Raw genomic sequence first — 14,236 nt, 5'->3', positions numbered from 1 at the left:
GGCGAAAGTCGTGTACAGGCAGCGTATGTCAGCGACTTCGGCCCTGGCCGTTGCGGTCGAGCATGCGGTACACCGTGCCTCGGTCGACATGCAGCGTTTCGGCGATCGCGCGAACATTGTGGTCTCCGCCTGCCATGCGGCGACCACAACGGTTCGTCGGACTCCTCCTCAGGTCGGCGTGCTACGCGCCCAGGCTGTCGCTCGCATCTGGCTCCTCGAGAGCGGCGCTGGCGTCCGCGGGCTCGATGGGCGTGCCGGAGAAATCGGAAACCGTCACGACCGGGATGCGGTCATCGAGGTGCGCGGCTGTGGCGCTGGCCAACGCGGCCAGCATGGAGTCATCTGGTAGAGCGTCGAGATCGACCACTTTGTTCACCGGCACGATGTAAGGCGAGTTGTCGTCGCCGGTCCGAAGGTGCGCGTTGACCTGTATCGGGCGCTTCCATCGAACCTCGAGGGTCTTCTCGTCACCCCGGCCGACCCAATAGCGTTGGAAATGCCCTTTTCGGGGATGGGGCTTGCGTTTCCGGTCCGAATCGGATTGCGCTGCAGAATGAACGCTGCCCCCATCGGTCGAAGTGCGACGGGATTCGGTCAGCGGCGGCCCAAGCCTCCACCCTGCCTCAAACACGGTGGCGGACTTGTCCCGACGCCGCGTACCGCCCTTGACCCTCTCCTTCGCCCGGCGCGGCATCCTCTCCTTCGCGGGCCGCACATCGGCGTCACGGGTACACAGGTACAGAGTGGTGGCCACACCGAGTCTCAGCAGCCGCGAAAACGAATCCCGCACCCAGTTGCGGTCTAATTCCCCATCTGGCGCACTGTAGTTGATCATCGACACATCGCTGGCTGCGCCGTTGACGACATCATCAACTGAGAACACGCCGGTGGTCGGGACCACCAATGAGCAGACCGTTGTGGTCCGATCGGGCTCGGTGATGTAGAAGTGGAACCCGATATCGGTACGGTCCGGATCGTGGATGTCGCAGTAACAGTTTCGCTTCGTCGACAGTCCGTACAGAGTGAATCCGCGTGCCTGCGCTGCCGTGCCCGCCAGGTTCGCCACCGCCATCGGCTCACCGAAGGCGACGAAGGGGTGGTCGAGGGGCAACTGGTCCAGGACGTTGCCTGGGAGCTGATCCGACTCGGAGTCGGCCAGCTCCTTGATCAACTGCGGATGCAGCGCGTAGACGATGCGTTGCTGCTCCCATCGCGTCCACACAGCAGTGCTATGCAATACTGGGGCCACTGCCGACAACTGGGTGTACGTCAGTTGCTCGGCGGCAGCGAAATCTACGTTGTCTATTGATTCACCGCGAGCCAGCGATTTCGCCGGGCCATACATCCTTATTCGGGATAGATCCTCCGCGTTGCGGTCGTTGAATGAATCCAGTTCGGCGACCGTGGCGGCGACCGATCGTGCGAGTGCTGAATCGCTGTCGGACTTCTCGGCCAACTCGGCTGCACCTCACACCCTAGAAATTGGTCGGGCCGTCGCGCGCTTTGAGCTCGGGCCACATCGACGTTCATGCTGTCGGGAAGTGAAGGCGAAAAGAACGGAATCCCCACACGCAGTGTGGGTACGGGTTGAAAAGGTCAGCGCCTTACGTTGTGCTGGAGTCTGTTGAGTCCCCCGGCCTCTCGACGGGCCGAGCCCACATCACCCGGGTGAGTTCTCTCCGCAGGGTCTCCGCCTTGCCGGAGTGCTCGGCTGCATCGTCAGGGTCGGTAGGTGAAAGATGTTCTGCGGGCATAGCTTCATCTTGTCCTATGAGGGTGGAACGCTGCTCCCGGGTGCCGGAGCGGCTCACACCGGCGACCGGTCAGCCTGATCATGCACGGCATCCTCAGGATGTCGTTCGTCTCCCTGTTCCGGCAGAAGCGGAATGGATCGGCATCACACCGTTGGCAGTGGCGGGATATCGCGTCATTGACCGCGTAGGCCTCGTGCACTGCGCGGCAGGTCGGCGCGGGACTTCGATGCTGGGCAGCCGTGCAGCGGCGAAGTAAAGCCTTCACGACGACCACGCTACAAACACATCGAGAATGTAGAAGCTCAATTCACACACGAAGTGTGAATTGAAGATGAGCGATCAAGTGGTCAAAAAGCACGGCGGCATGGCAAACTTCGTCATCGACTCGTTTCGGTCGCTACAGCTCGCCGTCACTGGGCGGGAACGCGTGACTGAATCATGGAGTGGTTGTATCGAGGGGGATGATCTGGAGTGAGACGAGTGCCGCAGTCTTCCGGCGAGATCAACTTCAGCCAGTTCGATCTGCTCGGCATCCCAGTGCCGCCCTCGTTGGAAGGCGCGACAGTGCCACTGGTGCGCGCCCCCTCCGGGCAAGGCAAGTGGCACGTCCCTGGCGGCTGCCCGCGCACGACCGCGACCACGGTCGAGAAGGTTCCATTGCTGGGGCTCGACTGGCGAGCCGTGTGCCGCAGCTGTGGCAACGGCGCCGACATCGATCCGCTGCACGCCGCGGCCCTGCGCGCGGTGCGGTTGATCGGCGAGATGCAAGCCGCGACGGCGGATTTTGCAGCCGCGCTGGCAGACACGCAGCGCAGCTGGTCGTGGCTGGACTATGCACGTCGTCGCGCCAAACGACCGATCGAATCGGGAACGATCGAACGACTGGCAGCGCCGATGTGGGAGAAGCCAGGCTGGGAACACACCGCAAGTGCGATTGTCGATGCCGCCAGCAAGTCGTCGTGCGCCTTCGACGAGTTGCTCGATGAACTGGCTGATCTGCTCGGCAGCCATATCTGGGAGGGGCTGCTGTATCGGGCTGTGGCCATGGTCGAGTCCGAGACACCGGTGAGCACGGAAAGCCGATTACTGCAGAAGATCACGCTGGCCGCCGACCCGGCGAAGGTCGCCGGCGGGCCGAAGGCGTTCGACGCCTGGCAGCACACCGCAAGCATCTGGTTGGAAGCTCATCGCGACGGTGGCAGCGGCAGCGCGGCGGCATCTCGGGTGAGGGCTTCGCTGGCGCAGCATCTGCCCCACGTCCGCGACCTGACCGCATTGCCACACAATCCGACTGTGTCTGTGGGGCATAGCGACTGCCCGCATACCTGGGCGGACCGCCTGCTGGAGGAGCTGCGCAACCGTTTCGCCGATACCTGGCTCAGCCGGTTGGAGCTGACTCTTGCCGGATTGCGCGATGCCCACCGCACCGCTGGCAGTGCCGCTCCAGACCGGGCGCTGCTTGTGATGGAGTGGCCGTTGGTCACCGACGCGGCGGAACCACTGGCATTCCTCACCCAGTACCCCACCCTCGTGGATCCCCTGCGGATACGTGTCAACAAAGGTTTGGTCGACGAGCACACCACCAACGTGATTGTGCTGCGTGTACCCGATGAGGCTGCCGAGCAAGCCCTCGCCATCGACCACTCGGCGCTGGCAGCACCGCTCATCGACGGCGTCGCGCCCACACAGGTGGCCACTACGCTGCTGCACCGGTTCGGTGTGATCCTGCATGAGAGGGAAGTGCCCTCAACGGCAGTGCCGTCTGCGCTGGTGCAGGCTGAGCGGGCACGAGTGGTCGCCGCGATCCCCACCTCCCCATGGAATGGGTATTCGCGCCCCTTCCTGCCCGGCGCCCACCCACCGCCGCAGAACTCGGGCCGGGAACCAGAATGGTGTGCTTCGACGGCCCGACAGGAGTTCACCGCGGGCGAGGCAGTGTTCATCGTCGGGTACGACGAGTTGGATCTGCTGGCGCTCGTGGCCTCCGGACACATGGACGATGCCGTGCATGTTCAGGTCAGGATGGAGGTCCCCGCTGGTTCGGTGCTCGGGCCGCCCCGCCGCTGGAGTCGTGTGCCCCCCGTCGAACAGCCGCCGACGGACACGGCTGCTGGTCTGGTAGACGTTCCCGCGCTACTGCGTGGCGTGGGCGAAGACAGATCGAGCCTGTTGCTGGAATTCGATCCCTGCTGCGATCCGGTTCGAGTGCCGGTGTCGTATATCGTATTCCTGCAATCGTTCGGATGACCCCGGGCGCGCGCGCCTGGACCCTGGTTCCATGCGCGGCCATCGGCTTCATGAACTGCCGCAACATCGAGGTCAGCGAGACCCATCCGCGGCGAGGGACCGGGTGCGGAACGCGGCGTTCCCACCTCACCGCAAACCCCAACACGGCTGGAAAGCGCCGCGTGCACGGCCCTTTCCCGAGCGTCGCCGCCGGTCGGAGGGCACCGGCCGGCGGCTCGATGCCCTCCCCCGCGTGCCGCGGCCTACTTCAGGAACACCGGAAGGTGGGCGTGTCCGTTGGCGATGAACCCTGGGACCGTGCCCAGTTCGTCAGGAGAGACGGCTAGTTTCATGTGCGGGAACCGCTCGAAGAGCATGGGAAGGGCAACCTGCGCCTCCAGCCGTGCCAGCGGTGCGCCCGGACAGCGGTGGGCGCCGTACCCGAACGCCATGTGATCGTTGGTCGTCCGGGAGGGGTCGAACTCGTTCGCGCTGTCGCCGTAGATCTTGGGATCCCGGTTCGCGCCAGCGGGGCAGGCGAGTATCGGATCGCCTGCGGTGATCGCCACGTCGCCCAGAACGAAATCGTGCACCGCGTAGCGCAACGGAATGTGCGCGATCGATGGCTCGAAACGCAACACCTCCTCGATCACATCCGACCAGAGCAATCTGCCGTCGAGTGCGGCGGCCTGCTGGTCCGGGTTGGTGAGCAGCAGGTATATCGACTGGTCGATCAGGTCCACCGTCGTCTCGTGCCCGGCATTGATCGTCAGATAGAGCGTCCCGACAAGTTCCTCGGCGCTGAAATCCTGTGCGGGATCGTCGGCACGGGAGATCAGCGTGCTGGTCATGTCCTCAGCGGGATTCTCCCGACGGTACGCGACGAGCTGCTGCAGGAGCCCGATCATCTCCTCGTAGTTGGCTACGGCAGCCTCTTCGCTCAGGGCGATGTCGAAGATGCCGTCCACACATCTCCGCAGTGGCCCGACCAGGTGCTCGGGCACCCCGATCAACTCGTTGATCACCCGCAGGGGCAGCGGATAGGCGAAATGCTCGCGGATGTCCACTGGGCCGCGCTCCGGCGCGGCATCCAGACTCGCCACCAGATCCTCGGCGATCGCGCGAATACGGGGCTCCAGCGCTGCGGTGCGCCTGTTGGTGAACGCCGGCGCCACGAAGTTACGGAGCCGACGATGTTCGGCTCCGTAAGCGGTGAACATCGAGCGCGTATTCACCCAGTTCAGGAGAGGAAAGTCCTTGCCGATCCGCCCATCCCGGAACGCGGGCCAGTGCTGACGCGGATCCTTGGAAACTTGGGAGCCGGAGAGGATTTCCTTGAGTAACCCCGCATCGGTCACCGACCATGCCGGCACTCCGCCCGGGAGCACGACCTCGGTGACCGGTCCTCGCTCCCGGATGCGGGCGATCTCCCCCTGAATGTCAGGACCTTCGGGATCGAGGACGATGGGGTCGGTGTGGTTCTCCATGCGAACTCCAATCTGACCATAGACCGGCAAGCCGAGAGCACGCGTCTTGCCCCCCTCGGCCTCTGAGACCCTCTCCACCGTAACCATTGATACCGTTGCGTCTGCACGGTTTTCGGCGTTGTCGCCATCCGGACAGCCTCATGGCGCGGGGTATGTGGGGTCGCGATTCTCAAGATCGCCTCGACGGTATGGGTGGGCAGCCCGGATGCGCCTCCAGCCGTTGGCATTCATGTCATCCATCCCATCCGCCCGGCTTTTCGGGGAATCCGAGACCTCGACCGAAGGATGCAGGGGAACACCGAACAACTCGGCCGAATGAAGCGAGGCAACCTCGGCGTGCTCGTCTCATGACGACGAACGACCCGTGGACGATGGTCGGCACCGCGGCGCGGCAGTGCACATCATCCGGTCGGTCAAGGCGAGCTGGCAGCGGCGTCCAACGAATTCAGCCCAGCGAGTCGCGCCGGGCAGCAGACGCCGCGGATACTCCGCCGCTTTGAGGCTGACGGCGGCGCCCAGCACCAGGGCCTGAAACAGCTTCTGGTCTGGCAACTGGAGCTGGTCGGCGTTGGCGTTACCCAGAATCAGCCGAGCGTAGGCGCACATGACTCCTGTGACCGCCTCTCGCGTCACCTGAGGTAGCCGACCAGCGCGCTCGCCGACCATCAAGGGCCCGACAGCCCCGGCCAAGGCCTGCGCCAGTCGCACACAGTCCCCATCGGGCTGATCGAATTCATATGATGCCTGCAGCCAGAACAGCCGCCATCCGTCAGCCTCATCGGCAGGCAGGATCTGGCCCTCGACGCCGAGCAGAAATCCCACGTAGCGCCACAGATGATAGACATCCGCGCGCTCGTCGCGGGTGAAATGCAGGCCCAGCGCTTGACAGCCACTCAAGTGCGCCAGGGCGAAAAGCATCGCGGTCCCGGCGAGCTGCGAATTGTTCAGCGGATGGTCCCAAGCATCGAAGTCCCAGTCGGGCCTGCGAAGCATGCCTGCTCGGACCAACGCGTGCATGAGCCGCACCCGCATGGTCTGCTTGAATCCGTCCGCGAACCGGTTCAGCCCGCCGGGTGCGGTGACCGCAGAATGCCAGGCAACGGTCTCGGCGAGTCGACGCGGCGCCATCCGCTCCAAATCGCCTGTCCCGACAAGCGTTTTGGCCACCCGCGCCGCGAAGTAGCCGCCCATCAGCGCCCCCATCGACAACGCCATGAACCCCACAATGCCGGTGCGGCCGATTACCCGGCATCCGCGATCGAGTCGATCGTGGTCGACCCAGTACGGCACGGTGTCGACGGCAGCGAAGAACTCCCGCAACTCGATGGGAGCGTCCGGGACGCTGTCGATCCCGTGCTCCACGGCGAGCTCGAACAGGCGCCGGCCCTCCCCAGTCGGAAGTCTGCGGAACATCTCCACCACCGCGTCAGCGGCGGGATCACCGACACGGGTGGCTTGCAGATACGCGGTTCGCTGTCCGGATGTCGAACGGACATCTCCGGGGGCCAACGCTTTGATCGCGAAACGCAGAGGGAACGAGGTGACGAATTCCGGATCGGGAAGGCGTTCGGTCCTGGACGTCGACATCTCAGCCCTTCCCGAGCAGAACCGGAACCAGGACTCTGGGGTGCAGCAGGCTGGTCGGTGGCGCCACTAGCGACATGACGCGGTGGAACGCGGCCGTGACATGAGGATCGCTGGTCGCGCTTTCCAAGACCCGGTCGAGGAACCGATGTTGGATCCGTGTCAGGGCTCCGGATGGGCCGCCGTCGGTGGCAGGGAATCGCGCGTCTTCCGAGGTGGACATCAGCCAGGCGTTTTTCGAGACGGCGGCGATTCTTTTGCGGGTGGCTCGCGCGGTCGCGGGGCCGATGCCGCCATGGCGTGCGGCGGCCGCGCGCAGCGCTTGGGCGCCGAGGATCCCCAGGGTTAGGCCCTGTCCATAGACCGGGTTGAAGGTGCAACTGGCATCGCCGATGACGACCAGGCCGTCTGGTGTCGAACGGTGCTCGTAGTGCCGTCGCACGCCTGGACCGGGGATGAAGCCGCGGACTTCGCTGGCGGGGCGTGCGGCGCGCAGCACGTTGCGCAGGATGGGGTCGCGCAGCTGTTCCAGCATCGCGGTGAAACCAGCCTCGCCCTTGCCAGGGTGAGCCCCGCGCATGCCACCAAGCGAGACGATCCATCGGTCGCCCTCCACCGGCAGCAAGCTGCCAGTCCGCGGTGCGCCCGGCGCGGTCTGCAGATACAGCGCAGTGAAGTCCCGTTCGACGCCAGCTGGACGGTGAAATAGCCGACTCGAATAGGCCACTCCGGGGTCGCATCGCTGCTCAGGCGGTGCGCTGGCTCCGAGTTCGGTCAGCCACGCAGGCAGTGCGGAGGTGCGGCCGGAAGCGTCGATCACCAGCTCGGCAGGCAGTCGGACTTCGTCGCTGTTGCCGCGGAGGCGGATTCGCACGCCGGTGATCAATGTCGGGGAGCCGAGCAGCCCGACGGCTGTAGCGCCCTCCATGATTTTCACCGTCGGCTCGCCGCTCACTCGGCGACGCACCGCGTCATCAAGGAGTGGTCGGGTGCACGACAAGATCTCCAGATCGCTGGTGTGCTCGGCCATCCATCCGGCGGAACTGAGCCAGCGCAGGTCACCAGACATCGACACTCTGACCGCGCCCGCGGCCAAGAGGTCGTCTCGGATTCCTGGCATCAGGTCGTTGAGCGCGCGGTGTCCCGCCTCGAGCAACAGGTGCGCGTGGCGCCCTTGTGGCACCCCTGCCCTGAAATCGGCGGCTGCAGGGTAGTGGTCGCGTTCGACCACCACAATTTCGCGAGCATGCCCGCGCAGTGCCCACGCCGCCAGCATGCCGGCGTGCCCACCTCCGATCACCACGACGGTTCCCGCTCCGGACAGGCCGGTGGTTTCGTCGAGTGCGTCGTGCGCGGGCGAAGGGTTGGAGGCTACGGGCCTCATCCGCGAACACCCGGATGGGAGGCGGCAGGAAAGCTGGTGAGGTCGTCGCGGCCGTTGAGGACGATGGCGGTCGCCGCCTCGCCGAGGTGAGGGCTTGGGATGGTGGTGGTGCGGTCGGAAACAGGAATGGGCATGGTGACCTCACGGAACGGTTCGTCACGGGTGGTGGGCTCGACCCGTGACGCTAGGACCTGCCTGACCTGCTGTGCGGGCTGTTCCCCCAGCGTGGGGGCACACCGGCTGTCCGACTGGCGCTCACCGCACAGGTCTGATAGCGCATCCCCCGAACTGGAGTCGACCGCGTCGTCGCGTCATTGCACCGTTCTCACCAGACTCGCGCGGGAGACACTCGGCGGGAAAAGGGAGCATTTGTCGTATGTGATCAAAGCCCCGGCGCGGTTTCGGTGGCGGTGTCGAGTGGAGCGGAAGGTCCCTGATCAGCCGCCGCGCCCGCCCCGCAATTGGGCACGCCACCGGCCACCGTATGGGGACTGCCGAGGGCGGCGGCGGCGACACCGTCACTGACCTGGGCCACTGTGCCGGAGCCGGTCACGAGTGCGCCCGCCTGCTCGTGATGTCGCAGCGTGAGCCCTGTGACTGCATCCGGATGAGCGGCCAGAAGGGAATGCAGGCGGCTGATCAGGGCGGGAGCCTCGAGCCGGGCCATGGTGACGGCGTGCAGGTCCGCCCATGCGAGGCTCAGTTCATCGGCACGAACAAACCATTTCGCGACCAGATCCGCACGCTGATTGTCGCTGGCGCTGTCGTGGTGGCGGCTCAACTCGTGGTAGCGGCTGTAGTCGGCGCGCATCTCGAGCTCGTCCTGGCTCACTTCGTCGGTGGCGGCGGCAGCGCTTGTGGCTGGTCCGAGCAGGGCGAGGGCGGGGTGAGCCAGATCGTATAAGGCGCGCTGCAGAAGCATCGGACCGCCGACTCGGTCGGTATGGAGCGGGAAAATGAGTACCGCATCCGGCTTCTCGGGGTGATCCCACCATGTGATGTCGGCGGTGTTGCGCTGGAGGCCGATGTGCTGCCAGCCGCGTCGCGCCAGGTAGTCGGCGAGGTCGAGCGGGTCCAGTCGTGCGATGGCGGGGTCGACGCTGCTGCCACTGGGCGCGGCTTGTCGCTTCGCTTCTTCGACGCGGGCGTCGACCACGGCGGCGTGGAGTGTGGCTCGCGCGGCAGCGGACAGCGGTGGGATCTCCCCGGCGTCGCCCAGCCGCATCTGTACGACGAGCGGGCCCCGCCATACGTCACCATCGTCAAAGGTCAGCCTGCGGACGATCCTGGTCGCCACAGGGTTGGCGGGCAGATCGGCATCGCGTCTGCCAAGGTAGCTCAGCATCGACGATGCATGGATGTCGTACGGTCGGCGGATGCCGATGGCGGCGTTGAGAAGATAGTCGGTCATCGCAACCATCTGTTGGCCGGCCGCTCGTCGAGCGAACCTCACGCTGCCATCAGGGTGGATGACGACCGCATCAGTGCCGTCCGGGACGGTGGTGTACATAAGGATTGCCTCGCAGAATTCGTTCGGGCAGGACTGGGGGCGCTCGATTGGTGAGGACGCTAAGCGGCAGTCGCGCGAATCGGGGGTCGGATCACCCCGCGCGTGGGCACACCAGCTGGCTGCTTTTCCACTTGCCCTCCGGTGACGAAGGCCCCTGGGCGCTGCCGGCCGGATCGGTGATGACATGTTGTCGAACCGAGCACCGGGACGGGGTATCTTTCGAACATGAGTTCGAGCGGTGCCGATTGTCCTGGACCGGATGGCTGGTCGCAGGTCTATACGCTCAGCACGGGCCGGACCGTCCGGCCGGACCGCCTTTACGAGACACGCCGAGGGTGGGAGCAGCCGCGGCCCGTCGCCTGCCCACATGGCCATCCGCTCACCGCCGGGCGCGTCATCGTCGGCACACAGTCATGTCCTGCCGTCGCGGGTGGCCGCCATCTCACCCATGAATGCCGCGAATGCGGCTCGGTGATCTTCACACCGCCTCAGACATCGGACTGCGATCACCGTGCCTTCGACGGGCGCCGAGCGGATGCAGCGCTTCCCCGCAGTGAGCGCCAGGAGTGATGCAACGTCGAGTGACCACACAACAGGTGTGCCCCCAAGGTGGGAGAACAACGTCCCGGCGGTGACAAGGAGAGCGCTACCGTCGGTGCCGCGCCAACCCTGAAAGGGCCACCATGACCAACTCCGAACACGAATCGCACGTCTCGGCGCCAGACAGCGCTCGTCCAGAGGAGCTGAATTCGGCGACATTGCCGGAACCCACGCGGCAGGCCTTCGCCGATCGCAGAGCAGTGGGCATCCGCCCCCGTGCCGTGGTCGAGCCTGGATCCGCCGCGGCAGCTGGAGCGTTCCGTGATCGAGAGGAAATGCTCAAGGCTATCGCCCGATTGGACGCACTTCTGCTCAACCCGTGGGTCGACGGGCAGTACGCTCGCAACATCGCCGCCGCCAACCGGCTCGCTGACCGAATCATCTTCACCACCCGCTCCCCGCAGCCAGTCGCCGACATAGACCCAGGGACTGCTGCGCGTGCCGAAGTAGTCACCGCCGCGCTCACCGCCAGCAAATTCCCCGAAACAGTAGCCGATGCCCGCCTTGTCGCAGAGGATGATGACGCCTACCACGACTGGCTGTCAGAGCGTGCCGCGACCCCAGAGGTAGCCGGAATCATCGAATCCACCGGCACCGTGCAAGCCCGACTCAGGAGCGCCCTCGACGTCTGCAGGCATGGCACCAAGGACTCCATCATGAAATTACTGGATGCCGGCCACCTTGACGTTCTCCTCGCCGCCGCTTGGACCGCAGCGTTCAAACTAGGTGAGTTGGACCGCGCGAACGCCGACCGCTACTCCGGCAAGAGCAACGAAACCGCGCTGACAGGCGCCGCAGACGCAGTCATGTTCGAAGGCTCCCTCACCTCACCGGAGCACCAGCATGCCGCCGTCGGCGGGACGGAACTGCCCGACCTCGCCGCCGCGGCTGCCAGCCTTCACGCCGGAACCAAAGGCCAAACTCTCGACGCTTCAGAGGAATTTCACTTCGACACTGCAGTCGATCCAGCGCCTCCCCCAAGCCCGGCACTCTAGGTCAGAACCGGTTGGCGGATTCAAATCTGGCCTCTGGCGGCCAACTGGGCGTTCCGGTAGACCTCGGTGGTGGTGAGCTGACCGGCGAGCAGTTCGGAGCCGAGCCGGTGCTGGAGGTCGGCGTTGCGTACTCGCTGCTGTGGATCATCGAGTTGCCATGTCGATGGGTACTGGTGTCCGCGGACGAACGCGGCGTTGCCCACCAGGGCCTTGCCGATCATCGTCCGCACGGTGACTTCGGCTGGCGCACCGTTGATCATGGGTGCGGTGTCGGGGTGGGCATCGACCCACGCCAGGATTTCAGGCACCGACCGGAACCGGATCCCGGCCTGAGCAAGTGAGCGGCCAAGGATTCGATCAGTGGACCATCGGGCGCTTGTGCCGTTTTCGATGACCAGTTCCAGTGCGGCGACCGTAGATTCCGGGGTGGCCAGCACATGCAGGTCCGCCCCAGCGACCGCCTGTACCACGATGTCCGGGTCGCTCGTACCCAGCTGGGTCTTGGCGGCCTCATCGAAGGTGGTGCCCATGACGGCCGACCACAACCTTCCTGCCCGCTCGCGCCCGTATCCCAGAGCCAGGGCGTGGGCCTGAACCAGATCGGCGCTGCGCCGCTCGTCGTGACCGTAGGCGCTGTCGGAGCGGCGGCCGTTGCCGTACACGGCATCCGACCACATCTCGGCACAGATAGCGTCCAAGATGTCGCCAGCACTGCCCCCGACGGCGCTCAGCTGCCGGACCAGCACGTGGATCGCGGACAAGGCCCCACCAGCATGGTGGTAGGTCGCCAGCGCCCGATACTCCGCCCGCTCGAGATCGCCGACGATGATTCCGGCGCGCCCGGTCCGGGCCGGGTCGGGGTAGAGCACGTTCAGCAGGTACAGCGCCCGGGCCGCCAATTCGAGCGCCGGTTCAGCGTCCGGGGCGGCCAGCACCTCGGTGGGCAAGACGTCGCTGATTTGGTTGATCTCCTGCTCGACGGGCCAGTCGGCGCGGGCGGCCGCCGGGTCGTGCAGCCGTGCACGAATGCGCTCGGCGGCCGCGGCCGCGGCTGCGCTGTCGTCGTCGAGCAGCATGTCGTATGCACCAGCCGGGTCGGCGAGCATAAGCACATCGGCGGACCACTCGTAGCCGGGAGCAAGGGTTGCCGATTCGGGCACGGTTCCAGCGAGCCAATGCGCATAGGGCGCCTGCTCACCCGCCGCCAGTCGAGCATGACGTGCCGCGATCGTGCTGCGCTGCACACCGAGCGCATCCCCGATCTCAGCCCAGCTCATCACCGGTTTGCCTTCGACAGTTCGCCGCCCTGCGCAGATCAGCGCGTCGCGGAACGCGTCGGAGGCATGTCCCAGCTTGCGCACGGCGGTCATCGCGGCGTCGAGCGTCGCGGGATCAGCCAGCCGAGTGTCGTTGTGTCGCAGTATCACCAGAAAGTCGACAAGAGTGTCGGTCCAGTCGCAGAGAGCCCACGCGGACATGCCGACATCGGTGGGCCATTCGGTGGTGTAGCTACCGACGGTCGCGGTGAAGTGATGGTGGCCCATATTCCCCTGCCAAGATGTGTTCGATGAGTACTACATGAATAGTGTAGTATCAATCATACAATATGACGAGAGTGGCCTGGCTTATGCGCGCGTGACTGGCCGCGTCGCGGCGCGTGAGCTCCGCTGAGCCCCCGCGTCGGCGCCCATTGGTCGAGAATCGGGATTGATGGATGAGGGGTCACTCACGGACTCCGAGCTGTCCTGATGGAACGACGGAGTTCCGCCGCCGGCAGCTGTCGCTGTCTCGAGCGCCTGCATTTGAGGTTCTTGGCGGCCCCAACGAGCTTCGCGTGATGAAGCGCAAGATGCAGTGCACGGAGTCGCTGCAGCGAGCAATCGAGAACGGATGAAGTGAGATTCCAACCTGCTGGAAGGAGCTGGCCCCCGCGGTAACGGGGGCCAGCCTGGTGAGGCGTCTTCGGGCATTACGGGGTGGGAGCCCTAGCTCGAAGTGTTGGTTACCCATGAGCGAGATTGGGAGTTCCAATGGCGACTGTAGTACGCCACACCAAAATGTGGAGTCGATGTCCCACAGCAAGTGTGGACGACGAACCGGCGTGGCGTGCTGTCTCTGACTTCCTCCAGCTCGACGAAATGCGAAGGTATATCCAACGCAACCGCGTTGGCCTGTTTGCCGGTTCGACATGGTCGGTCCACGTGACTGGCTACGGAAAGGGAGGGGACGGACATGGCGTTGTCCGATGCTGACGGCCACCCGCTGTTGATGATCGATCGCACTGGTAGTCGTGATCGCGACGACGCGTTCGTGGTGTATCCGGATCAAGGTACAGGTGGATGGACTGTGGAGGTTCACGTCGCCGCGGTCGCCGACGCGGTACCGATGGGTTCGGGCGCCGACAAGACCGCAAGCGTACGGGTCCAAACCAAATATCTGAGTGACCGCACGATCCCGATGCTGGGCCACCGCATCGAGCAAGCAGCCACTCTTTCTGAAAGCGCCGAACGGGCGAGCATGCGGATCCGCCTCAGCGTGTCCGCCGACGGCACTGTCAACGACACCCTGATCTCGCGAGCACGGATCCCATCAGGCCGCTGCCGCGCCCTCGATCACCACGCTGCTGCCGCGGCTACAACCGATCCTGACCATCAGCTGCACACACACATGGTTGCCGCCGAGAGACTGGTGTAATC

General features: G+C 65.2%; 10 protein-coding genes. 3 read left to right on the top strand and 7 right to left on the bottom strand.

Going from position 1 to position 14,236, the window contains the following annotated elements:
* Window positions 1-181 precede the first annotated feature (181 nt).
* On the bottom strand, window positions 182-1,456 hold the full coding sequence (locus tag ON27_RS37030) for an AcrVA2 family anti-CRISPR protein (RefSeq protein ID WP_157227863.1): 1,275 nt from the start codon (window positions 1,454-1,456) through the stop codon (window positions 182-184).
* Between the two features lie 871 nt (window positions 1,457-2,327).
* On the opposite strand from ON27_RS37030, the gene ON27_RS37025 reads away from it, so the two are divergent.
* Window positions 2,328-4,001, top strand: coding sequence for a hypothetical protein (locus tag ON27_RS37025; RefSeq protein ID WP_218003112.1), 1,674 nt, complete (start codon window positions 2,328-2,330; stop codon window positions 3,999-4,001).
* A 242-nt stretch (window positions 4,002-4,243) separates the two neighbouring features.
* Here ON27_RS37025 and ON27_RS37020 read toward each other — a convergent pair whose 3' ends face one another.
* The 5 genes from ON27_RS37020 to ON27_RS37005 form a co-directional block, all read right to left on the bottom strand.
* On the bottom strand, window positions 4,244-5,467 hold the full coding sequence (locus ON27_RS37020; protein WP_043738396.1) for a cytochrome P450 family protein: 1,224 nt from the start codon (window positions 5,465-5,467) through the stop codon (window positions 4,244-4,246).
* Window positions 5,468-5,812: 345 nt separating this feature from the next.
* Entirely contained in the window at window positions 5,813-6,829 is a 1,017-nt protein-coding gene (locus ON27_RS37015) for an oxygenase MpaB family protein (protein WP_157227861.1), read from the bottom strand.
* A 226-nt stretch (window positions 6,830-7,055) separates the two neighbouring features.
* The gene (locus ON27_RS37010; RefSeq protein WP_218003111.1) at window positions 7,056-8,435 is read right to left on the bottom strand and encodes an FAD-dependent oxidoreductase; all 1,380 of its coding nucleotides are present in this window, start codon (window positions 8,433-8,435) and stop codon (window positions 7,056-7,058) included.
* Complete coding sequence (locus tag ON27_RS43700) at window positions 8,432-8,569, bottom strand: hypothetical protein (protein ID WP_157227859.1); 138 nt, start codon at window positions 8,567-8,569, stop codon at window positions 8,432-8,434. Before ON27_RS43700 ends, ON27_RS37010 begins: the two co-directional genes overlap by 4 nt.
* A 248-nt stretch (window positions 8,570-8,817) precedes the next feature.
* Window positions 8,818-9,945 carry a hypothetical protein gene (locus ON27_RS37005; RefSeq protein WP_043738393.1) on the bottom strand — a complete coding sequence of 376 codons (1,128 nt, stop codon included), beginning with the start codon at window positions 9,943-9,945 and terminating at the stop codon, window positions 8,818-8,820.
* Window positions 9,946-10,628: 683 nt separating this feature from the next.
* On the opposite strand from ON27_RS37005, the gene ON27_RS37000 reads away from it, so the two are divergent.
* Complete coding sequence (locus tag ON27_RS37000) at window positions 10,629-11,540, top strand: hypothetical protein (RefSeq protein ID WP_157227857.1); 912 nt, start codon at window positions 10,629-10,631, stop codon at window positions 11,538-11,540.
* Between the two features lie 20 nt (window positions 11,541-11,560).
* Here ON27_RS37000 and ON27_RS36995 read toward each other — a convergent pair whose 3' ends face one another.
* Window positions 11,561-13,084 (bottom strand): hypothetical protein, encoded by a 1,524-nt coding sequence (locus ON27_RS36995; RefSeq protein WP_043738386.1) that lies wholly within the window; start codon window positions 13,082-13,084, stop codon window positions 11,561-11,563.
* A gap of 688 nt (window positions 13,085-13,772) precedes the next feature.
* Here ON27_RS36995 and ON27_RS42220 point away from each other — a divergent pair.
* Window positions 13,773-14,234, top strand: a complete 462-nt coding sequence (locus ON27_RS42220; RefSeq protein ID WP_051047450.1) for an RNB domain-containing ribonuclease — start codon at window positions 13,773-13,775, stop codon at window positions 14,232-14,234.
* Window positions 14,235-14,236: the final 2 nt, after the last annotated feature.

Origin of the sequence: Nocardia asiatica NBRC 100129 (assembly GCF_000308415.1) — a bacterium.
Taxonomy (GTDB): domain Bacteria; phylum Actinomycetota; class Actinomycetes; order Mycobacteriales; family Mycobacteriaceae; genus Nocardia; species Nocardia asiatica.
Note: the sequence above shows the minus strand (reverse complement) of the source record. Positions and strands in the feature narration are given on the sequence as shown.

Excerpts from the sequence above, each read along its gene's own strand:
- ON27_RS37020 (WP_043738396.1), bottom strand. The coding sequence starts at position 5,467 with ATGGAGAACCACACCGACCCCATCGTCCTCGATCCCGAAGGTCCTGAC.
- ON27_RS37010 (WP_218003111.1), bottom strand. The coding sequence starts at position 8,435 with ATGAGGCCCGTAGCCTCCAACCCTTCGCCCGCGCACGACGCACTCGAC.
- ON27_RS43700 (WP_157227859.1), bottom strand. The coding sequence starts at position 8,569 with ATGCCCATTCCTGTTTCCGACCGCACCACCACCATCCCAAGCCCTCAC.
- ON27_RS37005 (WP_043738393.1), bottom strand. The coding sequence starts at position 9,945 with ATGTACACCACCGTCCCGGACGGCACTGATGCGGTCGTCATCCACCCT.
- ON27_RS37000 (WP_157227857.1), top strand. The coding sequence starts at position 10,629 with ATGACCAACTCCGAACACGAATCGCACGTCTCGGCGCCAGACAGCGCT.
- ON27_RS36995 (WP_043738386.1), bottom strand. The coding sequence starts at position 13,084 with ATGGGCCACCATCACTTCACCGCGACCGTCGGTAGCTACACCACCGAA.
- ON27_RS42220 (WP_051047450.1), top strand. The coding sequence starts at position 13,773 with ATGGCGTTGTCCGATGCTGACGGCCACCCGCTGTTGATGATCGATCGC.